The 21569-nt window shown below is 62.4% G+C and carries 27 protein-coding genes and 1 pseudogene; 17 read left to right on the top strand and 11 right to left on the bottom strand.

Annotated elements, in window-relative coordinates:
- The first annotated feature begins 18 nt into the window (after positions 1-18).
- The 3 genes from uvrB to NKI61_RS01095 all read left to right on the top strand — a co-directional run bounded on the left by uvrB (position 19) and on the right by NKI61_RS01095 (position 5382).
- Entirely contained in the window at positions 19-3195 is a 3177-nt protein-coding gene (gene uvrB / locus NKI61_RS01105) for an excinuclease ABC subunit UvrB (protein WP_023821589.1), read from the top strand.
- 338 nt (positions 3196-3533) lie between these two features.
- On the top strand, positions 3534-5060 hold the full coding sequence (locus NKI61_RS01100) for an ABC-F family ATP-binding cassette domain-containing protein (protein WP_352838679.1): 1527 nt from the start codon (positions 3534-3536) through the stop codon (positions 5058-5060).
- A gap of 148 nt (positions 5061-5208) precedes the next feature.
- The gene (locus NKI61_RS01095; RefSeq protein WP_023672009.1) at positions 5209-5382 is read left to right on the top strand and encodes a hypothetical protein; all 174 of its coding nucleotides are present in this window, start codon (positions 5209-5211) and stop codon (positions 5380-5382) included.
- A gap of 48 nt (positions 5383-5430) precedes the next feature.
- On the opposite strand, the gene NKI61_RS01090 is transcribed toward NKI61_RS01095, so the two are convergent.
- Positions 5431-6045 carry a glutathione S-transferase family protein gene (locus NKI61_RS01090; protein WP_023728227.1) on the bottom strand — a complete coding sequence of 205 codons (615 nt, stop codon included), beginning with the start codon at positions 6043-6045 and terminating at the stop codon, positions 5431-5433.
- Positions 6046-6265: 220 nt separating this feature from the next.
- Between NKI61_RS01090 and NKI61_RS01085 the strand changes: the two are divergent.
- Positions 6266-6607: pseudogene (locus NKI61_RS01085) on the top strand (VOC family protein); the annotation flags it as partial.
- On the opposite strand, the gene NKI61_RS01080 reads toward NKI61_RS01085, so the two are convergent.
- Positions 6514-6879, bottom strand: a complete 366-nt coding sequence (locus tag NKI61_RS01080; RefSeq protein ID WP_352630522.1) for a hypothetical protein — start codon at positions 6877-6879, stop codon at positions 6514-6516. The pseudogene NKI61_RS01085 and the gene NKI61_RS01080 overlap by 94 nt on opposite strands.
- On the opposite strand from NKI61_RS01080, the gene NKI61_RS01075 reads away from it, so the two are divergent.
- Complete coding sequence (locus NKI61_RS01075; RefSeq protein ID WP_023683729.1) at positions 6766-7119, top strand: DUF1428 domain-containing protein; 354 nt, start codon at positions 6766-6768, stop codon at positions 7117-7119. The genes NKI61_RS01080 and NKI61_RS01075 overlap by 114 nt on opposite strands.
- Before the next feature lie 7 nt (positions 7120-7126).
- Here NKI61_RS01075 and NKI61_RS01070 read toward each other — a convergent pair whose 3' ends face one another.
- Positions 7127-8761 carry a tetratricopeptide repeat-containing sulfotransferase family protein gene (locus tag NKI61_RS01070; protein ID WP_352838678.1) on the bottom strand — a complete coding sequence of 545 codons (1635 nt, stop codon included), beginning with the start codon at positions 8759-8761 and terminating at the stop codon, positions 7127-7129.
- A gap of 203 nt (positions 8762-8964) precedes the next feature.
- Positions 8965-9147, bottom strand: coding sequence for a hypothetical protein (locus NKI61_RS01065; RefSeq protein ID WP_023728228.1), 183 nt, complete (start codon positions 9145-9147; stop codon positions 8965-8967).
- A 322-nt stretch (positions 9148-9469) separates the two neighbouring features.
- On the opposite strand from NKI61_RS01065, the gene NKI61_RS01060 reads away from it, so the two are divergent.
- Genes NKI61_RS01060 through NKI61_RS01050 form a run of 3 tightly spaced genes read left to right on the top strand, consistent with a single transcriptional unit; the run spans position 9470 to position 10177 of the window.
- Positions 9470-9739 carry a hypothetical protein gene (locus NKI61_RS01060; RefSeq protein WP_023701590.1) on the top strand — a complete coding sequence of 90 codons (270 nt, stop codon included), beginning with the start codon at positions 9470-9472 and terminating at the stop codon, positions 9737-9739.
- Positions 9736-10002 (top strand): hypothetical protein, encoded by a 267-nt coding sequence (locus NKI61_RS01055; RefSeq protein ID WP_023711156.1) that lies wholly within the window; start codon positions 9736-9738, stop codon positions 10000-10002. Before NKI61_RS01060 ends, NKI61_RS01055 begins: the two co-directional genes overlap by 4 nt.
- Before the next feature lie 37 nt (positions 10003-10039).
- Positions 10040-10177 (top strand): hypothetical protein, encoded by a 138-nt coding sequence (locus NKI61_RS01050; protein WP_352626098.1) that lies wholly within the window; start codon positions 10040-10042, stop codon positions 10175-10177.
- Positions 10178-10554: 377 nt separating this feature from the next.
- Here NKI61_RS01050 and NKI61_RS01045 read toward each other — a convergent pair whose 3' ends face one another.
- Entirely contained in the window at positions 10555-10971 is a 417-nt protein-coding gene (locus tag NKI61_RS01045; RefSeq protein WP_352838677.1) for a Kazal-type serine protease inhibitor domain-containing protein, read from the bottom strand.
- Between the two features lie 472 nt (positions 10972-11443).
- Here NKI61_RS01045 and NKI61_RS01040 point away from each other — a divergent pair, with 472 nt between their 5' ends.
- From NKI61_RS01040 to NKI61_RS01030, 3 genes are all read left to right on the top strand, one after another.
- Positions 11444-11656, top strand: a complete 213-nt coding sequence (locus NKI61_RS01040) for a cold-shock protein (protein ID WP_192257800.1) — start codon at positions 11444-11446, stop codon at positions 11654-11656.
- A gap of 352 nt (positions 11657-12008) precedes the next feature.
- Positions 12009-12221, top strand: a complete 213-nt coding sequence (locus NKI61_RS01035) for a cold-shock protein (RefSeq protein WP_023672019.1) — start codon at positions 12009-12011, stop codon at positions 12219-12221.
- 192 nt (positions 12222-12413) lie between these two features.
- The gene (locus NKI61_RS01030) at positions 12414-12839 is read left to right on the top strand and encodes a BA14K family protein (protein WP_023672020.1); all 426 of its coding nucleotides are present in this window, start codon (positions 12414-12416) and stop codon (positions 12837-12839) included.
- A 70-nt stretch (positions 12840-12909) separates the two neighbouring features.
- Here NKI61_RS01030 and NKI61_RS01025 read toward each other — a convergent pair whose 3' ends face one another.
- The 3 genes from NKI61_RS01025 to NKI61_RS01015 all read right to left on the bottom strand — a co-directional run bounded on the left by NKI61_RS01025 (position 12910) and on the right by NKI61_RS01015 (position 15133).
- The gene (locus tag NKI61_RS01025) at positions 12910-13548 is read right to left on the bottom strand and encodes an MBL fold metallo-hydrolase (protein ID WP_352838676.1); all 639 of its coding nucleotides are present in this window, start codon (positions 13546-13548) and stop codon (positions 12910-12912) included.
- A gap of 231 nt (positions 13549-13779) precedes the next feature.
- Positions 13780-14094 carry a hypothetical protein gene (locus NKI61_RS01020; protein WP_023686110.1) on the bottom strand — a complete coding sequence of 105 codons (315 nt, stop codon included), beginning with the start codon at positions 14092-14094 and terminating at the stop codon, positions 13780-13782.
- Between the two features lie 145 nt (positions 14095-14239).
- On the bottom strand, positions 14240-15133 hold the full coding sequence (locus NKI61_RS01015; protein ID WP_023672023.1) for a branched-chain amino acid aminotransferase: 894 nt from the start codon (positions 15131-15133) through the stop codon (positions 14240-14242).
- 244 nt (positions 15134-15377) lie between these two features.
- On the opposite strand from NKI61_RS01015, the gene NKI61_RS01010 reads away from it, so the two are divergent.
- The 4 genes from NKI61_RS01010 (at position 15378) to NKI61_RS00995 (ending at position 19353) form a co-directional block, all read left to right on the top strand.
- Positions 15378-15911 carry a MarR family winged helix-turn-helix transcriptional regulator gene (locus tag NKI61_RS01010; RefSeq protein ID WP_023734975.1) on the top strand — a complete coding sequence of 178 codons (534 nt, stop codon included), beginning with the start codon at positions 15378-15380 and terminating at the stop codon, positions 15909-15911.
- Positions 15898-16617, top strand: a complete 720-nt coding sequence (locus NKI61_RS01005; RefSeq protein WP_023672025.1) for a response regulator — start codon at positions 15898-15900, stop codon at positions 16615-16617. Before NKI61_RS01010 ends, NKI61_RS01005 begins: the two co-directional genes overlap by 14 nt.
- A gap of 76 nt (positions 16618-16693) precedes the next feature.
- On the top strand, positions 16694-18109 hold the full coding sequence (locus NKI61_RS01000) for an ATP-binding protein (RefSeq protein WP_352521343.1): 1416 nt from the start codon (positions 16694-16696) through the stop codon (positions 18107-18109).
- A 221-nt stretch (positions 18110-18330) separates the two neighbouring features.
- Entirely contained in the window at positions 18331-19353 is a 1023-nt protein-coding gene (locus NKI61_RS00995; RefSeq protein ID WP_023672027.1) for a glycosyltransferase family 4 protein, read from the top strand.
- Between the two features lie 10 nt (positions 19354-19363).
- Here the strand turns inward: NKI61_RS00995 and NKI61_RS00990 are convergent, their stop codons facing one another.
- From NKI61_RS00990 to NKI61_RS00980, 3 genes are all read right to left on the bottom strand, one after another.
- Positions 19364-19723: a tRNA-binding protein gene (locus NKI61_RS00990; protein ID WP_023672028.1), complete on the bottom strand. Its 360-nt coding sequence runs from the start codon at positions 19721-19723 to the stop codon at positions 19364-19366.
- Positions 19724-19729: 6 nt separating this feature from the next.
- Positions 19730-20230, bottom strand: coding sequence for a type III secretion system chaperone family protein (locus NKI61_RS00985; protein WP_006202532.1), 501 nt, complete (start codon positions 20228-20230; stop codon positions 19730-19732).
- Between the two features lie 315 nt (positions 20231-20545).
- Positions 20546-20848, bottom strand: coding sequence for an accessory factor UbiK family protein (locus NKI61_RS00980; RefSeq protein ID WP_023672029.1), 303 nt, complete (start codon positions 20846-20848; stop codon positions 20546-20548).
- A gap of 77 nt (positions 20849-20925) precedes the next feature.
- Here NKI61_RS00980 and NKI61_RS00975 point away from each other — a divergent pair, with 77 nt between their 5' ends.
- Positions 20926-21162 (top strand): hypothetical protein, encoded by a 237-nt coding sequence (locus NKI61_RS00975; protein ID WP_352838675.1) that lies wholly within the window; start codon positions 20926-20928, stop codon positions 21160-21162.
- Positions 21163-21244: 82 nt separating this feature from the next.
- A complete protein-coding gene (locus NKI61_RS00970; protein WP_023683720.1) occupies positions 21245-21484 on the top strand; it encodes a BrnA antitoxin family protein in 240 nt (79 codons plus the stop codon).
- Positions 21485-21569: the final 85 nt, after the last annotated feature.

Below are 21569 nucleotides of genomic sequence, written 5' to 3'. Positions count from 1 at the left end.
TCTGCCCATATTTGGGGCATGGCCAAACTTCCCGAGAAAAAGACACCGTCTCCGGCGGGTGACAACAGCGCTTCGCTGCCCAAGCGGCGCAGCCCGTTGACCGATTTCCTCGATGCTTCGGAGCCCTTGCACAAGGGTGGCTTCGCCGAGGCGCCGCAGGCTGACTTCACCGGCACGCCGCTGAGCGGCTCGATTGCCGACTGGGCCGAGCAGATCGAGCAGGAGGCCGAGAAGGAAGGCCGTCTCACCGGTAAGGGCGATGGCAAATCACCAAGGTCCGCGAAGAAGATCCCGGAGCGGTCCGCTGCGCCCGGCCGCAGTTCGCGCGGGACCTCGATGGGTGGCGCGGCAACGGCGCGCGAGCGCACCGCCGCCGGCCTCAACCCGGTCGCCGGTCTCGACATCTCGCTGGAAGACGCCGAGACGATGGCCTCGGGCAGCGTCACCGCGACGGTCGCGGCGCTGTCGGCGCTGATCGAATCCGGCAACCCGCTGCACAAGGACGGCGTGCTGTGGACGCCGCACCGCCCTGCCCGCCCGGAAAAATCCGAAGGCGGCATCGCTATCAAGATGGTGTCGGATTTCGAGCCGGCCGGCGACCAGCCGACCGCCATCAAGGATCTTGTCGAGGGCGTCGATAACAATGACCGCACCCAGGTACTGCTCGGCGTCACCGGCTCCGGCAAAACCTTCACCATGGCCAAGGTGATCGAGCAGACGCAGCGCCCTGCCTTGATCCTGGCGCCCAACAAAACGCTGGCCGCGCAGCTCTATTCCGAGTTCAAGAAATTCTTCCCAGACAATGCGGTGGAGTATTTCGTCTCCTATTACGACTACTACCAACCGGAAGCCTACGTTCCGCGCACCGACACTTTCATCGAGAAGGAATCCTCGATCAACGAGCAGATCGACCGCATGCGCCATTCGGCGACGCGTTCGCTGCTCGAGCGCGACGACGTCATCATCGTCGCCTCGGTGTCCTGCATCTACGGTATCGGCTCGGTCGAGACCTACACGGCGATGACCTTCCAGATGCAGATCGGCGATCGGCTCGACCAGCGGGCGCTGCTCGCCGACCTCGTCGCCCAGCAGTACAAGCGCCAGGACATCAATTTCGTGCGCGGCTCGTTCCGCGTGCGCGGGGACACGATCGAAATCTTCCCGGCGCACCTTGAGGACCGCGCCTGGCGCATCTCGATGTTCGGCGACGAGATCGAGGCGATCACCGAATTCGATCCGCTCACCGGCCAGAAGACCGGCGAGCTGAAGAGCGTCAAGATCTACGCCAACTCGCACTATGTGACGCCGCGTCCAACGCTCAACCAGGCGATCAAGTCGATCAAGGAGGAGCTCAAGCACCGGCTGGTCGAGCTCGAGCGCGCCGGCCGCCTGCTGGAGGCACAGCGGCTCGAACAGCGCTGCCGCTTCGATCTTGAGATGCTGGAAGCCACCGGCTCCTGCGCCGGCATCGAGAACTATTCGCGCTATCTCACGGGACGCCAGCCGGGCGATCCGCCGCCGACTTTGTTCGAATATATCCCGGACAATGCGCTGGTCTTCATCGACGAAAGCCACGTCACCGTGCCGCAGATCGGCGGCATGTATCGTGGCGACTTTCGGCGCAAGGCGACGCTGGCGGAGTATGGTTTTCGCCTGCCCTCCTGCATGGACAACCGTCCGCTGCGCTTCGAGGAATGGGACGCCATGCGACCGCTCTCCGTCGCGGTTTCTGCGACACCCGGCGCCTGGGAGATGGAACAGGCCGGCGGCGTGTTCGCCGAGCAGGTCATCCGCCCGACCGGCCTGATCGATCCGCCGGTCGAAGTCCGCCCGGCGAAAAGCCAGGTCGACGATGTCGTCGGCGAAATCCGCGACACCACGGCCGCCGGCTACCGCACGCTGGTCACCGTTTTGACCAAGCGCATGGCCGAAGACCTGACCGAATATTTGCATGAGCAAGGCGTGCGCGTTCGCTACATGCACTCCGACATCGACACGCTGGAGCGCATCGAGATTCTGCGCGATCTCCGCCTCGGCGCTTTCGACGTGCTGGTCGGCATCAACCTGCTGCGCGAAGGCCTCGACATTCCCGAATGCGGTTTCGTCGCCATCCTCGACGCCGACAAGGAGGGCTTTCTGCGCTCCGAGACGTCGCTGATCCAGACCATCGGCCGCGCCGCCCGCAACGTCGACGGCAAGGTCATCCTCTATGCCGACCAGGTCACCGGCTCGATGGAGCGGGCGATGGCCGAGACCAACCGCCGCCGCGAAAAGCAGATGGAATGGAACGCGGCCAACGGCATCACCCCGGAATCGGTGAAGTCGCGCATCTCCGACATTCTGGACTCGGTCTACGAGAAGGACCATGTCCGCGCCGACATCTCGCAGTTCACCGACGGCGCCGGCGCGATGATGGGCAACAATCTGAAGGCCCATCTCGACGCCATGGAAAAGCAGATGCGCGACGCCGCCGCCAATCTCGACTTCGAGAAGGCCGCCCGCATCCGTGACGAGATCAAGCGGCTGCGCGAGATGGAACTGTCCATCTCGGAAGACCCGCTGGCCAAATACGCTGACATGGAAAGCCCGGTCTCGGGCCGCGAGAAGGGCAAGCACAACAAGGGCGTGGCCAAGCACCGTACGGCTGAGGAACAGGAGCGTTTCCGCAAGTTCGACGACGCACGCGCGGCTGAAGAGGCGGCCAGGGCTGCCCGGTCCAACCTCTTCCGCAAGCCGGCGCTCGACGAGATGGGTGCCGAGGGCGCCGTGCCGGTGAAGAAACCGCTATTTGCCAAGCCGTCGATCGACGATATGGGGCCTGGTACCGACATGCCGACACCGTCAGGCGCGGTGTCGCGCTCGCTGTTCAAGAAACAGTCGGCGCAGGAAGCGCACGGCTCCGACTTCGGCATTCCGGGCGGCGCCACCAAGCCACTGTTCAAGAAGAATTCGCTCGACGAGATGACCGTGCGGCGCACGGAAAAGCCGGTCGAAGGGAAAGTGCCGGCCAAGCCCCAGCCAATCTCCCCCCGAGTGGAGGAGATGCCCGGCAGGGCAGAGGGGGGCGCGAAGGAACGCGACGATTCCCCAAAGCCATTCGTTCGCCAGCGCGCCGGCATCGGCTCCTACGAAGACCCAGGCGACGCCCGCCGCGAAAAGCGCCGGCCGGGCAAGACGGGACGGCCGGGGAAATAGCACCTCTTTCCTTCTCCACTTGTGGGAGAAGGAAAGAGCGCTCCACCACCGCCGCATCCGTCGCCCACTTGCCTCCACCCCCGCCTTTGGTGTAATCGCTCCACACACTCAAAGTTTTGTCTTGAAAGGAGGGCTGCGTGTCTATCGATCACCATCATCAGCGTGGCCCGATTTCTGCCCTGCGAGTTCGCTTGCAGGGTTGACCAGGGACATTACGGGTTTTCCCGTTTCGATTTTTTGGTCTGCCTTTCGTGGTGCGCAAAGCTGAGCCTGATGGCCGGCAAGCACACCGTCAAAGTGCATCCGGAGTTGTCTCCGGCGAGACCAGAGAAATCGCAATGGCCCTGATCAGCCTCAAATCCCTCGGCGTCACCATGAGTGCGCCGCTGTTTTCCAATCTCGACCTCACCATCGGCGCCGGCGACCGGCTCGGCATCGTCGCCGCCAATGGCCGCGGCAAGTCGACCTTGCTTAAATGCCTGACCGGCGCGCTGGAGCCGACCTCGGGCGACATTTCTCGCACGCGCGGCCTGCGTGTCGGCCATGTCGAGCAGTCGGTTCCGCCTGCCCTTCTTAGCCGCAGCTTCCATCAGGTGGTGGCCGATGCCTTGCCGGCCGAGCAGGCCGACAGCGAGATGTGGCGCGTCGATGTGGTGCTGGATTCGCTCGACGTGCCCGAGCCGATGCGCGAACGGCCGATGCAGGCGCTGAGCGGCGGATGGCAGCGGCTGGCGCTGATTGCCCGCGTCTGGGTCACCGACCCCGATGTGCTTTTGCTCGACGAGCCCACCAACCATCTCGACCTCGCCAAGATCAGCCAGCTGGAAAGCTGGCTGAACGCGCTGCCTCGCGAGGTGCCGGTGGTCATCGCCAGTCACGACCGCGCCTTTCTCGACGCCGTCACCAACCGCACGCTGTTCTTGCGCCCGGAGGACTCGCCGGTGTTTGCACTGCCCTATTCCAGGGCGAGGCAAGCGCTCGACGACCTGGACGCTTCGACGGCGCGCCGGTTCGAGCGCGACATGAAGGTGGCGCAGCAGCTGCGCAAGCAGGCCGCCAAGCTCAACAACATCGGCATCAATTCCGGCAGCGACCTTTTGACGGTGAAGACCAAGCAACTCAGGGAACGGGCGGAGAAGCTGGAAGACGCCGCGGTATCGGCGCATCGCGAGAAATCAGCCGGCGCGATCCGGCTGGCCAACCGCGGCACCCATGCCAAGGTGCTGATTACGCTGGACGACGCCACGGTGGAAACGCCGGACGGCATGCTGCTGTTCAAGACCGGCAAGCGCCACATCTGCCAGGGCGATCGCATCGTGCTGCTCGGCCGCAACGGCGTCGGCAAGTCGCGTTTCGTCGATCTGATCCGCAACGCCATCGCCGAGCCGGACACGGTGCCGAACGTCAAGGTGACGCCGTCGACGGTGCTTGGCTACAGCGACCAGGCGCTGGCCGGCATCAGTGGCGACGACACGCCGCTGGCCCTGGTCTCGCACCGCTACGATGTCGGCGAGCAACGCGCCCGCTCGCTGCTTGCCGGCGCCGGCGTGGTCATCGAGATGCAGGAGAAAAAGATCGGCGTGCTGTCCGGTGGCCAGAAGGCGCGGCTGATGATGCTGGCGCTCAGGCTCGCCAACCCTAACTTCTACCTGCTCGACGAGCCGACCAACCATCTCGACATAGACGGCCAGGAAGCGCTGGAAGCGGAACTGCTGGAACATCAGGCGAGCTGCCTGCTCGCCTCGCATGACCGTTCCTTCATCCGCGCCATCGGCAACCGCTTCTGGCTGATCGACAAGCGGAAGCTGACCGAAGTCGAAGACCCCGAGGATTTCTTCCGCTCGGTGGCTGAAACGGCGGGCTGAGGAACTACCACCATGGGCCGTACCGTGTTGCGGCCCATGCTTTCGCATCTCCCGCAAATATTTTCAGCGCTCTGTCGGATCGCCTGAACCTGCTGCGTCCTTGGGATGCCGACACGATGATGCCGGCTTCATCTGAGGAGAACGCATCATGTCCATTCTGTCATCCATAGGCCGCGTCGCCGCCCGTTACGCACAGAACCGCGCCCGCTATCGCAGCGAGCGCGAGCTTCTGGCCCTGCCGATCGAACTGCGCAAGGATATCGGCTGGCCGGAAATCCTCATCGACGCGCAAAACGGCCCGCGGATCTGCAGGGCGCCCTGACCATGCGGTCGGGAAAATCGATGCAGGCCGCCGCGGGGCGACCGTTGCTCAGTCATGCGTATCGCCCGACAGCGGCGTCGCCTGCATCGATCGACGCTTTTCGAACGCCTCGAACCAGCGCGTCAGCCGCGCCCGCGCGCGAAAGGACGGCAGCTGGCGGAACGTCATCCAGGACAGCGTGGTGGCAAGCGCTATGTGGCCGACATGGAGCGATGTCTCGTCGTCCAGCGCGCTTTCGATCCAGTCATAGCTGGCCTCGATTTTTTCCCGGTAGCCTTCGGCAAGCGCTGCATAGCGCAACTGTTCGGGCCGCCTTTCCGTCTCCCAGCGCAGGCCTATGCCCGTCTGCGCCAGGCCTTGGGCGACCGCCTGCAGCCGCAACGCCTGCCAGCGCGCTTCGCCGTCCTGCGGCAGCAATTTGCGGCCATCATGCAGCGTATCGAGATAGGCGCAGATGACATCGGAATCGAAGAGCGGCGACGCATCCGGCCGCAGCAGCACCGGCACCTTGCCGAGCGGGTTTTCGGCGTAGACACGGGCATTGCGCAAGGTCGGGCTGGTCTCGTGATGAATGACCTCGAGCCGGTCGGCAAGCCCGACCTCATGGGCGAAGACGAGCGCCTTGCGCGCAAAGGGCGAATGGGTCTGGTAATAGAGGATCATTGTCGTCTCAGCGGGTTGGAGAAGCAGTCCCCTTTTCTAGCCTGCTCATACCGAGGATTGCGCTCTGATTGGGCGCCGCCGACGCAAGTTCATTTCACCCCAAAAATCGCATCGGCCCAAAAAATCGCATCAGACATGTAGGATTGCCGCCGCCTCGTTCGTCCTGAGGTTCGCAAAGGCCAGACCAAGCGCCCAGACCAAACCCAAAGAGGAACAAGACATGACCGACCAGACCCCCATTCAGCCGGCCGCGAAAGTTCTCGGTGGATTGACCCCCTATCTGCAGCTGGACGGCGCCTTCAAGGCCGCCGAATTCTACAAGAAGGCCTTCGGCGCCGAGCAGGTGTTCTTCTATCCGCCCGATGAGCAGGGCCGCACCATGCACATCCATCTCCACATCAACGGCTCGACGCTGATGATTTCCGATTTCTACCCCGAAAACGGCATGCCTGCCGTCAAGCCGCAGGGCTATACCATGCAGCTCCATCTCGGCGCCGACGAGATCGATGACTGGTGGAAGCGCGCGGTCGATGCCGGCTGCGAAGTCGCAGTGCCGCTGCAGCTGATGTTCTGGGGCGACCAGTGGGGCAACATGCGCGATCCCTTCGGGGTCGAATGGGCGATGAACGCGCCGGCGAAGAAAGACTGACCACCGCTGACAAAGCTCCTCACCGGCTGACGCCGGTAAGGAGCTTTGTGAGATACTCCAAGGAGAACCTGATGTCCTATGTCGATGGTTTCGTGCTCGCCGTGCCGAAGGCAAATATCGATGACTACAAGAAGCTGGCCAACCTCGCAGGCCCGATATGGAAGGAACACGGAGCGCTCGCCTATGTCGAATGTATCGCCGACGACGTGCCCTATGGTGAGTTGACCTCGTTTCCGCGTGCCGTTCAGGCAAAAGACGACGAGATCGTCGTCTTTGCTTGGGCCGTCTATTCGTCCAGGCAAAGCCGCGACGCGGTAATGGCCAAGGTGATGGCCGATCCCCGTTTGACACCCGATTTGGGGCCCATGCCCTTCGATATGAAGCGCATGATCTTCGGCGGCTTCCAGCCCTTCATCGAGCTTTAGCCGCTGCTCAGGCCAGCTTGTCCAGCAGCGGCTTCAACCTGTCGCCATAGCGCTTCCAGAGATCGACCGAGCCCTGATACATCGGCTGGCGCACCTGCGCGGCCGAGGCCGTGCGCACCGGGCGGTCGGTCTCGTGGAACGACAGCGCCTTGTCGTCCCAGGACAGGCCGAGATGCCCGATCAGCGCCCGCGTCTGTCCCTCCTGGTCGGCCACGAAATCCTCGTAACGCACGTCATGGACGACGCCCGGCAGAACATCGTGCCAATGCGTCATGATGTCGGTGTAGATGTTGTGGAAATCGGCGAGCTCGCCCAGATCATAGCCGTAGCGGTGGTTGTCGCCGCGGAAATGCACTTTGTAGATCGAAAGGCAGGTCGCCGCCGCATCGCGCGCGCAATGGATGATCTTGGCTTTCGGCAGCATCATATGGATGAAGCCGATGAGCAGGAAGTTGCCGGGCATCTTGTCGGTGACATGCCTGAAGTTGGGATAGCGCTCATGCAGCATGTCGAGATAGGCTTGGCCCGCCTCCGCAAACTCCGCGTCGGATACATCGACCAGTCCCCAGGGGAAACCTCCCGGCATGGTCAGCGGAAATTGCTTGCCGACCGCGGTTTTCAACATGCTGAGCTCGCCCGCGCCATAGACTTGTGGATGGCTGGCGATGATCTGTTCGACCAGCGTGGTGCCGGAGCGCGGCATGCCGACGACGAAAATCGGCGTGTCGTCGGAGATTGCACTTGGCTTGTGCTTTTCGAAAAAGCCGGCGTTGAACACCGTCTTCATCGCCTCGAATTCGGCCCGCGTCCTGACCGGATCATAATCGATGCCCTTGCGGCGGATCGCATTGCCTTCAGCGAAATAGTCGAAGGCCCTGTTATAGTCCTTCAAATCGTCATTGGCCTTGCCGAGACCGAAGGACAGCTGCATGCGTGCCAGGCTGTCGGCCGGCGCCTTGGCATGCTGGGCCTCCATGCCGGCGAGTTCGGCGTCGCGCTCCTTCTGGCGCTTGACCTGCGTCAGCATCAGCCAGGCCTTTGCCATGCCTGGCGTGATCGCCAACGCCTGCCGAAACAGGTCTGCCGCTTCATCGAGCTTGCCTTTTTCCATCAGCCCGACGCCGAGCCCATGCAACAGGTCGGCATCCTTGGGCCGGATCGTCAGCGCCTCGCGAAAGGTCGCCAGCGCCTCATCCAGACGACCGGCTTCCTGCAACGTTTCGGCAAGCCCGATGCGGGCGCGGACATGGAAGGGATTGCGCCCGATTGTGCCGCGATAGATGTCCTCCGCAGCCTCGAACTGGCCGAGCTGTTTCAACGCCGAACCCAGATTGTCGCGTGCCGCGAGCTGGTCGGGCTTGAGATCGACCGCGCCGCGGAAGAAATCGGCGGACGCGGCAACGCGGCCGAGATCGCGCATCACCGTGCCGAGATTGTTGAGGAAATCGGGATTCTTCGGCTGCAGACGCACAGACTGCTCGATCAGCTCCAGCCCTTCGGGGCTGCGCCCGGTCTGGTGCAGCAACAGGCCCAGGAAATGCGCCGCTGCCGGGTGATTGGCCTTGCGCGCCAGCACCTGCCGGTACAGCGTCTCGGCCTCCTGCCGGCGCCCGGCCTGATGCAGCTGCAGCGCCTGCTGCACATATTGGTCGAGGCCCAGCGGCGCCTGTCCGCCAGCTCCAGCACCCGCCGCTCTTCTCTGATCTCTGTTGATGGGAAACCTGCCGTGTTTTGTCCGCTTGCCGCGATCTAGGCCATCGGCGCTGCAGGTTCAAGGGAAGAGTGGGCTCGCCAAGGGCGCGGACCTCTTCGAAACTCTAGAGGAATTCCAGGAAAATGTAGCGTTCAAATCAGCCGGTGGCTCTCGGCGAGCCGGCGCTCCCGCCGTAGCGTGCCGTCGGTGTCGGCAATCTTGCGCCGTGCCGCTTCGTCGCTTCTTATCGTCAGGCGCACTGATATTGCCTTGGGGAAGAGGACGATTGGCTCGATTGTTGCGGTCGGACGATCCGGCGTTTTCATGAATCTCATATATTTTTGCCTTTCGTAAAAAATAATCTTAGGGGCACCGGAATAATTTTCCGATGCTCTCTAAATAAGAAATTGGCTGATATTGTTCCACAGTAGCAGATTTATTAGGGGTTTATACGAGAAATTTTTTATACCGGTCGAGCCGTGGCGGAAATCAGCTTGAATAACCAACAATTTCGGATTATTGATCTGAGATCGTTTTTTGGGTCAAGCTTGGCATATAGCGGCGTCGGAGATACTCGACCCGCCAAACTCATTCCAATCGCCGATGGTTGAGTTCCCGGTTGATGCCGGAAAGCATCGACGAACCAGAGCCAAGCCAATGCCGGATCGCACCACCCGTTCCATCGCCCATTTCGCGGCACCCTTCGTGCTTAGCGGGCTGGAAGGGCAACTGCCGGCCGGCGACTATGACATCGATCACGACGAAGAGCTGATCGAGGGCATGTCGCGGCTTGCCTGGCGTCGCGTCGCCACCTTCATCCATTTGCCGGCAAGGGCGGTGAAGAACCCGGCCACCAGCCAGCTTGTCGCCATCGACTACCTCGAACTCGAAACAGCGCTGAGGCGCGACCAGGAGAACGCAGCATGATCCGCTTCCAGCAGAATGCGCGTCCGCGCACCGACACGCCCTCGCACCTCTTCGCCATCGGCCAGACCGTGCGCATGAAGAGCCGCAGCGGGCTCGCCCAGAAGACCGCCGAGCTGTTTCAGATCAAGAGCAGATTGCCGGTCAAGGATGGCTCGCCACAATATCGCATCCGCAGCGAGCAGGAGACGTATGAGCGGGTCACCACGGAAGACAACCTCGAAGTGGCGGACGCCCCGGCTGTCCCCGACAGCCCGGCCGTCTGACACCGCACCCACCCAGCACGTACGAAGGAACAGACAGATGGCCAAGGGTCAGCAGCGCAGCAATCGCGAAACGCGCAAGCCCAAGAAAGACAAGGTGGTGGCCAAGGCCGCCTCCCCGTTCGGTTCCTCGGTCAAGCAAGCCGAGAGCAGCCTGAGGCCGAAGTCGAAGGGCTGACAAGGCAGGGGCGCGCCTGGCGTACCTGCCGGCAATGGACTGACGATCTCGGACTGACGATCTCGCGCAAAACTCTGCAACGGAGGCTTGCTTGACGTTCTTCGTCGAGCCGCTCGCGCGACGTCGACGAAGCCACGCTCGACAAGGTATCCTTCTTCCCTTGGAGGTGAGAAGCCGGTCCGCGCAGCAGACGAAAAGGCCAATTGCTTGACTTTTCGAGTTTCGAGCGCCCTGAGCCTGCGAAGGACCGAGGGTGGCCCGGTCCACCTGCGGGGTCCCCGCTGCTTCGCAGCGTCCCGGCGTTCGCCAGCCTTTCATCGTGCTACAGAGACGATGGATACTCCTCCGGCGGACTCACCCGACAGGGGAGAAGAAAATCAGCAGGGGCCGTCCTCGACGACGCGGTAGTCGGCGGCACGGGCCTCGCAGGCGTTGGGAAAGGTGCGCAGCTCGCCATGGCGGCGGGCGCAGACCGGGGCGTATTCGCGCGTGCAGAATGTCGGCTCTTCGCCGCCACCACCGCCACCACCGCCGCCGTCGCGGCAAGGGCCGTCGCGAACGATGCGGTAGCCTTCCCGTTCGGCAAGGCAGGCATTGGCGAAGGTCTGGCGGTCACCGCCGCGCCGCGCGCAGACCGGCTCGTATTGCCTGGTGCAGAATTCCGGTTCCGGCCGTGGCGGGCGCGGACGTGGTCCCGGCCCGTCATCGACGACGACGGTGCAGGCCGCAAGAAGACCCGACAGGAAGAGAATGGCAAAACCCTGGCGCGAGAAGATCGCCGCAAGAAATCTCATGAATATGCCTCCCTCGAGCCGGCGCAAAACGCGCCTGTCGATCCTCGCCATTCCCTTGCCAAATGCAACCCCCGTTTGCGGCGCGGGAGCCATGCGATGCTCGCCCCCGCATTGGTCTGGCCCTGGCCAGACCGCTGGACCATGCGTGGCCGGGCTCTGGCCGATGATCTCTTAGGAGGCCGGGTTTATCGAAGCGCCTGCGTTGGGATGCGTCGATGGACGCGGCCCGCGGCGCTATCTTGCAACGATCACGTTTCCGTGCGATAAATTTTGTGTTCGGGCATTTGCGACCCGGAGAGCGGAACGTTTTGGACGACCTTTCCCCGATACTGTGAATCTCTGACGGCCCCGTTTTCGGCGGGGGGTTTTACCATGCGCAAATGCAGGACTGCCGAAGCAACCACCGGGACTTGCCCACGATGCCAGGCGGCGGGCAAACCACAAGACTGACACGGGTGAAGGAGTTTCCCCAATGGCCCAGACCGGCACCGTTAAATTCTTCAACGCGACCAAAGGCTTCGGCTTCATCACGCCCGACGGCGGCGCCAAGGATGTGTTCGTCCACATTTCCGCGATCGAGGCCTCGGGCCTGCGTACCCTCGTCGACGGCCAGAAGGTCACCTTCGACGTTGAACCCGACCGCATGGGCAAGGGTCCGAAGGCGGTCAACCTCCGCGCGACCTGAACCGGCGGTGCCCGCGCGCCCGTCAGGGCGCTCGAAAAAGCACCTCAAGCGTGCTTGAACCGGCGTTGTCAGCCGTCCAGAGTTTCGAAGGCGCGACGTTTCCCGTTGCGCCTTTTTCATGTCCGCCGTCGCCGGAGGCAAAGGACGCTTTACCGGTCAATGCCGTGGCTGATCGCCGGAGCAATCGTCTGGCGCGAATTGCCTTCGGTGCCACGATCTATTTGAGCAGCCTTCAGCGTTGCCGCCGTCGCTAAAACTTTCTCTTGCCGATAGCGCTAAAATAAAGGACAAATTTCCCTTCGGGCATTTGCCGGCCCGAAACTGGACTTTATGGGATCAAAGGGAGCTTCCCATGCCGCAGACCGGCACCGTCAAATTCTTCAATCATGCCAAAGGCTTCGGCTTCATTACGCCGGACGACGGGCAGAAGGATGTCTTCGTCCATATTTCGGCCGTGCAGGCCTCGGGTCTTTCCGGTCTGGAGGATGGACAGAAAGTGACATTCGACACCGAGCCGGACAAGCGCGGCAAGGGTCCGAAGGCCGTCAACCTGTCGGTCGGCTAAGCCGGCTCAAGACAGTCCGGACGGAGATTGACGAGGCGGAGCGCCTTGCGTACGCGCTTGGTTTTGCCGCAAGAACTGGATCGTATCAGCCAATTCCGTTCAGCCCCCGTTCAGCCACGGTCTTCTATTAATCGTCCCCTAGGCTGGACCGCATCCCCGAAAACTATCCGGGCCGGCACGAAGGAGACCAAAATGAATCGCATTTTCAAGACCGCCATCCTGGGCGCCGCTCTCGCCGCGACCACCCTCGCCACCTTGCCTGCCGCCAATGCCAAGGACTGGAACCGCTGGCATCATGGCCATGGTCGTCATCATAATGGCGACGCGCTTGCGGCCGGTGTCGTCGGCCTTGCGGCCGGCGCTCTGATCGCCGGTGCGCTGAGCAACCCGCAGCCGCGCTACAGCAGCTATGACGACGACTATGACTATCGCGAAGTGCGGCCGGCGCCGGTGCGCCGTTACTATGCCGAACCGCGGGTCGTCTATGCCGACCGCTATGCCGAGCCGTGGACCCGCGACTGGTACGAATACTGCTCGGACCGCTACCGGAGCTTCAATGCCCGCAGCGGCACGTTCACCGGCAATGACGGTGAGCAGCATTTCTGCGTCGCGAATTGAGGCTTCCCTGCCCCAAAAAAAAAGCGCTGACCGCAAGGCCAGCGCTTTTTTCGTTGGCAGAAAGACATCGCTAAGTCAGGAAGGGATTGGTCCGCCTTTCCTCGCCAAAGCGGCCACCCGGGCCGTGGCCGCAGATGAAGCCGATCTCGTCACCGAGCGGCAAAAGCTTGTTCTTAATCGAGGCGATCAGCGCCGCATGGTCGCCGCCCGGCAGGTCGGTGCGCCCGACCGAGCCGCGAAACAGCACGTCGCCGACATGAGCGAACTTCGCCGCGCGATTGTAGTATACGACATGGCCGGGCGCATGGCCGGGGCAGTGCAGCACCTCGAACATATGTGAGCCGAACGAAACCGTCGCGTCCTCTGCGAGAAACCGGTCGGGCACGCAGTTGCGCGCCCCGGCAATGCCGTAGCGCTGGCCCTGGTTCTCGAGATTGTCGAGCAATAGCTTGTCGGCTTCGTGCGGGCCGATGATCTCGATGCCGAGTGCTTCCTTCAGCTCCATGGCGCCGCCGGCGTGATCGATGTGGCCATGGGTGATCCAGATCGCAGCGGCGGTGATCGCATTGTCCTTCAGCACCGCCAGCACCTTGTCGATGTCGCCGCCCGGATCGATGACGACGCCATGCTTGTCATCCATGTCGAACAGGATGGTGCAGTTCTGCTGGAAAGGCGTGACCGGCACGATGCCGGCATTGAGCTGACCCATGATTGTCCTTTCGCTGTTCAAGCGTGATGTAGAGGCGCGGGCGAAGGCCGTCCACTGCTGAAAGGCAAACAGTCCGTCCCAAAACAGAAAATGGGCGGCCCAACGGCCGCCCATTTGACGAAGCCTGAGTCTCGAGCAATTCCAGGAAAACTGTAAAGCGGTTTTCCGTCCGGAATTGCGTAAAACAACAAACTAGATCATTCGCCGTGAAACGGTGAATGATCTAGAGGCTTACTTCTTCATCGCGCCCATGACCGCACCGATGATGCCGGTCAGGATGGCGCCGCCACCGGCGCCGCCGAGCAGGTTTTTGAGGTTCAGCGTATCACCCAATCCGCCCGCTGCCGTGGCAGCCGCTGCCGGGTCGGCCGTGCCGCCGAGCAGGCTGCCGAGGATCGCCGCGCCGCCGACGCCGCCAACGGCGCCACCGATGATTTTGGTCAGCTGGCCCATCGCCGCATTCTTCAGCGCAACGCCGACCGCCTGACCACCGACAACACCTGCAATTACCTGTACAACGAGCGCAATGAGCGTATTCGTATCCATGTACCTAGTCCCTCCATAGCTGCCAGCCTCCCGGGCCGACACCATCATGAGACGCTGAATTATACGAAAGTCAAATGCACAGATGCTGAAATAAAGGGGCGGGCCTCAAAACCGCCCCTGCTTGCGAAAAAAGCTGTGACTTTCGTTATTCTGCGGCTATCGCATGCTTAGGTTGCACCGCAGCAGAATAGTCGTTCATCAAAGTCTTGGCGATCTCGCCGACCTCGAATCGGTACGGACCGATCTCGGAGACCGGCGTCACTTCCGCTGCCGTTCCGGTGAGGAAGCACTGTTCGAAGCCTTCGAGTTCCTCAGGCATGATGGCGCGCTCGACGACTTCAAGGCCGCGGTCCTTGGCGAGGCCGATGACGGTGCGGCGGGTGATGCCGTCGAGGAAGCAATCGGGCTTCGGCGTGTGGATCTTGCCATCCTTGACGAAGAAGATGTTGGCGCCCGTTGCTTCGGCGACCTGGCCGCGCCAGTCGAGCATCATGGCATCGGCATAGCCCTTGGCCTCGGCGGCATGCTTGGACATGGTGCAGATCATGTAGAGGCCGGCGGCTTTCGACTTCGACGGCGCGGTGCGCGGATCGGGCCGGCGCCATTCCGCCAGATCGAGACGGATGCCCTTGAGCTTCTGCGCCGGGTCGAAATAGCTCGGCCATTGCCAGATGGCGATGGCGCAGTTGATGCGGCTGTTCTGCGCCGACACCCCCATCTGTTCGCTGCCGCGCCAGGCGATCGGCCTGACATAGGCGTCCTGGAAACCCTGCTTCTTCAGAAGCGTGGTCGAGGCGTCATTGAGCTCGGCCACGGAATAGGGAATATTGAAGCCGAGCAGGCGCGCCGATTCATGCAGACGCTCGGTGTGCTCATTGAGCTTGAAGATGGCACCGCCATAGGCGCGCTCGCCCTCGAAGACGGCGCTGGCATAGTGCAGGCCGTGGGTCAGCACGTGGATCTTGGCGTCGGCCCATTTGACGAACTCGCCGTTGATCCAGATGAAGCCGTCCAGTTGGTCGAAGGGAACGGATGCCATGGAAACCTCCCGCGGGCGGCGACCCGCATATCATTGGTGTTGTTTTTGTTGCGCGACAGCCGCGTCGGGCGGCCCTTGAAGCGTAAGCGGAGAATCGAACTCTGGCAAACTCAGGAAGTTCCGGAAAAACCGCACTCCCTTGCCTTTTCGTTCGCATTCAGCCGAAAAGCTTGTCTAAAATTACCATTGCGGGGAAATTACGTCAATAGTACTGACATAATTTCCCTCTATGGACGGAGAAATGATGACGGATCGAAGCCCAGCTGCCGGAAAACCGATCAAGACGCCGATCACCGACGAAGACGGCATCGACTTTGCCATCATCGAACTGTTCTTCTTTGCCTATCGCGATTTCACTTCCGATCCCGACCAGATCCTGGCCGATTACGGCTTTGGCCGCGCCCATCACCGTGTGCTGCATTTCGTCAACCGCCGGCCGGGACTGACGGTCGCCGAACTGCTCGACGTGCTCAAGATCACCAAGCAGAGCCTGGCGCGGGTGCTCAAGCAGCTGATCGACACCGACCATGTCGTCCAATTGCAGGGTCCGCGCGACCGCCGCCAGCGGGAGCTCTATCCGACAGCCAAGGGCCGCGCCTTGGCGCTGGCCCTGGCGCGGCCACAGTCACGCCGCATCCGTGCTGCATTGGAAGATTCCGGAGCCAGCGAGCGTCCCTTGATCGAACGATTCCTGGAAGCCATGGTCAATCCGGAACTAAGGGCGCAGATCGACATTGTGCCTGCAAACATGTCAGGGAAAAGCCATGGAGACCATTGAGAGGGTGGACCAGCCGACGGCGCCGGACGATGACGCGCCGCATCTGCTTGTGGTCGACGACGACACCCGCATCCGCAATTTGCTCAAGCAGTATCTGACCGAAAATGGCTTTCGCGTCACTGTCGCCGGAAATGCCGGCGAGGCCAGGCGCAAGCTCGCCGGGCTCGACTTCGACCTCCTTGTCCTCGACGTCATGATGCCCGGAGAGACCGGCGTCGACCTCACCAAGGCGCTGCGGGCGGAGAAGAACGTGCCGATCCTGATGCTCACCGCGCTATCGGAAACCGACAGCCGCATCACCGGGCTCGAGGCCGGCGCCGACGACTATCTGCCCAAGCCCTTCGACCCGCGCGAACTGATCCTGCGCATCAACAACATCCTGCGCCGCGGCGGCCCGGCGACGACGCCCAAGGTCGAGCAGCTGGTCTTCGGCCCCTACACCTTCCAGATCGCCAGGCGCGAGCTGAAGCGGGGCGGCGAGGCTCTGAAGCTGACCGACCGCGAGCAGGAGATCCTGGCGATCTTTGCCGCGCGGGCCGGCGAAACCATCCCGCGCCATGAGCTTGTCGGTGACGATTCGGAAGTCGGCGAGCGCACCATCGACGTTCAGATCAACCGGCTGCGCCGCAAGATCGAGCGCGATCCGTCCAATCCGGTCTGGCTGCAGACGGTGCGCGGTATTGGGTATCGGCTCAGCGTGGAATAGAATGCCGCTGACGGCCGCCCTTTGGCCATAGATATGTGGCCATCGACCAGCGGCCATTGACCCAGCGGAAGGATAAATGGCGACCACGCAACTGGAACGGCCGGAACAAGGCGGCTTTGGCGCGCGCGTATCACGCGCGCTGAAAGCAATGCCGCGTGCCTGGAAGCGGTTCTGGCGGCTGGTTGCGTTCTATATGCCCAAGCGGCTTTATGCCCGCTCGCTGATCATCGTCATCGCGCCGATGATCCTTCTGCAGTCGGTCGTCGCCTTCGACTTCATGGAACGCCACTGGGCAACCGTGACGCAGCGCCTGTCGCAGGCAACCGTGCGCGACATCGCCGCGATCATCGACATGATCGAGACCTATCCGCATGATGGCGACTACGCCAACATCATCCGCATCGCCCAGGACCGCATGCAGTTGAAGGTCGACCTCTTGCCGCCCGACCCGTTGCCGGCGCCTGGGCCCAAGCCCTTCTTCTCGATCCTTGACGACGTCCTTTCCACCGAGATCACCCGCCAGATCAACCGCCCGTTCTGGATCGACACGGTCGGCAATTCCAACATCGTCGAGGTCCGCATCCAGCTCGAGGGCAAGGTGCTGCGCGTCTTCGTGCGCCGCAGCCAGGCCTATGCCTCCAACACCCACATCTTCCTGATCTGGATGGTCGGGACGTCGCTGGTGCTGCTGACGATCGCCATCCCGTTCCTTCGCAACCAGATCCGGCCGATCCTGTCTCTGGCCGAGGCCGCCGAAAGCTTCGGCAAGGGCCGGCCGATGCCGCGCGATTTCCGCCCACGCGGCGCCGAGGAGGTCCGCCGGGCCGGCTTTGCCTTCATCCAGATGCGCGAGCGCATCGAACGCCAGCTGGAACAGCGCACCGCCATGCTGACCGGCGTCAGCCACGATCTCAGAACCATCCTCACCCGCTTCAAGCTGCAGCTGGCGCTGGCCGGCGGCAAGCCCGAGACCAAGGCCGCGCTCAACCAGGACATCGACGACATGCAGTCGATGCTGGAAGGCTATATCGCCTTTGCCCGCGGCGAAGCGTCGGAAGATGCCGGCCATTTCGATCTCGAGGCCTATTTCCAAAAGCTCGGCGAGGAGGCGTCGCTGCACAAGCGCAAGCTATCGACCGTGCTCGCCGGTGATCCGGACGTGCATGTGCGCCCGCACGCTTTCGCCCGGCTGTTGTCCAATGTCGCCGGCAATGCCTTGCGCTATGCCAAGACGGTGGAGATCAGCGCCGATCACGGCCGCGGCTCGCTCGTCGTCACCATCGACGATGACGGTCCGGGCATTCCGCTGGAAAAGCGCGAGGACGTGTTCAAACCGTTCGTGCGGCTCGACGAGGCGCGCAACCTCGACGCCAGCGGCACCGGCCTTGGCCTCTCCATCGCCCGCGACATCGCCCGCAGCCATGGCGGCGACATCACGCTGGAAGACAGCCCGCTCGGCGGCCTGCGGGCGGTGATCAAGGTGCCCGCCTGACCAAAGCATGATCTGAAAGGCGGGTTCAGCCAAAACCACCTTCATCCGCCCGTCATGAAACCATGGTCAAGAGCGCGCATGAAGCGCGCGACCTCAGTTGATTCAGCTCAGCCGCCTCACTTCGACCTCGTGCCTGCCCGGGTGCGCTGGAGCGAAGCGAGGGCAGCCGGGCCGTACCGCTATCGCATCAAGGCAACTGTCGACCCGAGCAAAGGACCGCCATGCGCATCCTGATGGTCACCGACGCCTGGCGGCCGCAAGTCAACGGCGTCGTCCACACGCTGGAGCGGCTCACCGAAACGCTGAAAACCTTCGACGTTGCGGTCGACTTCCTGACCCCGAACATCTTTCGCACCTTGCCGTTGCCGACCTACCCCGACATCAGGCTGGCGCTGACCACGCCCGGCCATGTCGCGCGGCTGATCGAGGCTCGCAAGGCCGACCATATCCATATCGTCACCGAAGGCCCGCTCGGCATCATGGCGCGGCGCTATTGCCGCAATGCCGGCCGTCCCTTTACCACCAGCTATCACACCCGCTTTCCCGAATATCTGAGCGCCCGCCTGCCAGTGCCGGAGAGCTGGGCCTATCGCTGGCTGCGCGATTTCCACAATTCGGGGCAAGGCACGCTGGTCGCCACCCAGTCGCTGGCGGAGGACCTTGCGTCGCGAGGCTTCACCAAGCTCAGGCCGTGGACGCGGGGCGTCGACACCGATCACTTCCGCCCGGACAAGAAGAAGGACCTCGGCTTTCCCGGCCCGGTATTCCTGTGCGTCGGCCGCGTCGCCATCGAGAAGAACCTGAGCGCCTTCCTCGATCTCGACCTGCCCGGCAGCAAGGTGATCGTCGGCGAAGGACCGGAACTGGCCAGGCTCAGGGCGAAGTACCCGCAGGCGCACTTCCTCGGCCATCGCCCGAACGATGAGCTGGCCGAGATCTACGCCTCGGCTGATGTTTTCGTTTTCCCCAGCCGCACCGACACGTTCGGCAACGTCATCATCGAGGCGCTGGCCAGCGGCACGCCGGTGGCCGCCTATCCGGTCACCGGACCGATCGACATTGTCGGCGACGGCATCGGCGGCGCGGTGTCGACCGATCTGCGCGAGGCCTCGCTCGCAGCGCTCAATGTCGACCGCGCCGAGGCGCGCGAACGCGCCATGCGCTACAGCTGGAAAGCCTGCGCCGAAATGTTCATGGACACGGTCGAAGAGGCGCTGGGAACGAAGCGCAAGCTGGCGGCCTGACGCAATCTTCCTAAAACAACCTGCCGCCGTCCGGCACCTTGCGCTCGATGGCGCCAAGGACCACGGCGCCTTCCTCATCAGGGAAGCCGAGCGTGAGCACTTCCGACATGAACGGACCGATCTGGCGCGGCGGGAAATTCACCACCGCAAACACCTGCCGTCCCACCAGCGTTTCCGGCGCATAGTATTTCGTGATCTGTGCCGAGGATTTCTTCACGCCGATCTCAGGGCCGAAATCGATCTTCAGCTTGAAGGCGGGTTTGCGCGCCTCGGGGAAAGGCTCGGCCTCGACGATCGTGCCGGCACGGATGTCGACACGATCAAAATCGGCAAAGCTGATCTCGGGCTTGCGCGCGCTGCTCGAACTCATGGAAGCTCAAGCGTTGCCATAGGTCTCGAACAGGACACCGGCCAGCGCATCCTTGGCCGAGGTTCCCGACCAGACAACGAACTGGAAGGCCTGGAAATAGCATTCGCAGGCTTCAAGCGCCGACGACAAAAGCACCTCGACCTGCTGGCTCGACGGTTCGACCCCGCCGGCGAGCAGCAGTGACTGGCGAAACATGATCGCGCCCTCCTGCTCCCAGAGATCGAAATGGCCAAACAGCATCTGCTCGTTGATCAGCGACAAAAGCCGCATCACTTCCAGCGCGCGGGCTTCCGGCACCTTGATGTCGAAAGCACAGGCCAGATGCAGCGCCTCGAAGTCCTCCATCCATGAGAAGGAGACGTGATAGTCGGTCCAGCTGCCGGCAACCGAGATCGAGATTTCGTCATCGCCGGCCCGTTCGAAGGACCAGTCATTGTTATGGGCGACCTGCTCGATGACATCCACCGGATGGATTTCGCGGGAGAATTCGAGTTCGAGAAGTTCCATGGAATGCTTCCTGTGTTCAGGGGAGCGCCACACGCTCCGCGGGGCACACACGACGAACAATCTTGTCTTGAACTCGGACGGCCAGGACTTCACGACACAAAGACCCCGGACCGGACCCCACCGCCCGGCCGCATGACCCTGCTCGAATCATGCAACAAATTCAGTCTATTGATCGGGAGTCGCGTGAACAGCCTAATTTTTCGCACTGCGTCATCAGCATGTGGAAAGGCGCTGTCACAAAGATTCATGCATCGCCGGTAAACGATTCACGGCAAAGCATTTTTTCGGATTGTGCTTTGTGGAAAAGTTCAAATTTTATTTTTTTGCTTTGGGCTTTGCCGCAGCCACAGGTGCGGCCTGTCCGGTCAATTCGGCAAGCCTGGCCTCGAGCGCATCGATGCGGGCGGCCAGCCTGGTGTTTTCTTCGCGGGCCTTGGCAGCCATGTCGCGGGCAGCCTCGAACTCCTCGCGCTGCACCACATCCATGGTGTTGAGGATGCGCTCGGCCTGCCCCTTGAAGGCAGTCTCCACCTCGCGGCGCACGCCTTGTGCGGCACCCGCAGCATCGGTCATCAGCTTGGCGAATTCATCGAGAATGCGGTTCGGTCCGGTCGACATGGCAAATCCTCGCTTGCTGGAATTGACGTAGTGGCACTGCCTGCGGAATGCAAGAACGTTGAAGCTGGTGCGGCTTCATGTCGGACGCGATTTGGCTCACGTTCCGGCCGACAGATTGCTATTATCGCAAATGGATTCTTGGAACGACGGTTGCCGTGACGGACAGTGCGGACTTGGAGAAGCGCTTTGCAGCACTCGATGCAGCACTCGCAAAGGGCATTTCGGATGCCGATGCGGGCCGGGTCAAGCCTGGCGACGAGGTGCTGGACAGGCTTGAAGCCAAATACAGGGCAATGGCAGAGAGAACCAAGTGAAGTTACTGGTCTTCACAGACCAGCGGCCTAGTTTTCCTCACGACTTGCTCCAGGCAAGAGTCACTCTCATTCAGGATCAACCATGGCAACGCCCCCGCGCCGACCGACCAATCCGATGGAAGCCGCTGAAGCGGCCTTCAAGCCGGTCAAGAAACCCGCGCCTCCCATTCGCGAACCCTCCGCCGCACCAAACGTTCGCGAGCTTGTCTCGATCAGGATCGATCGCGCCGTGCTCGACCATTTCCAGGAAGATGGCCCCGGCTGGCAAGACAGGATCAACGATGCGCTCAGGCAATTGGTCGCCGGCAAGCCGCAGGGTTGAGCCCATTATCTCTGACGATCAGGCTGTCGTCACCTTGCCTTGACCCCGCCAAAACCCTGCCGCATGGTCCGCGCCCTAACGCGAG

The sequence above is a fragment of the Mesorhizobium sp. M0514 genome (assembly GCF_040321145.1).
Classification (GTDB): domain Bacteria; phylum Pseudomonadota; class Alphaproteobacteria; order Rhizobiales; family Rhizobiaceae; genus Mesorhizobium.
Note: the sequence above shows the minus strand (reverse complement) of the source record. Positions and strands in the feature narration are given on the sequence as shown.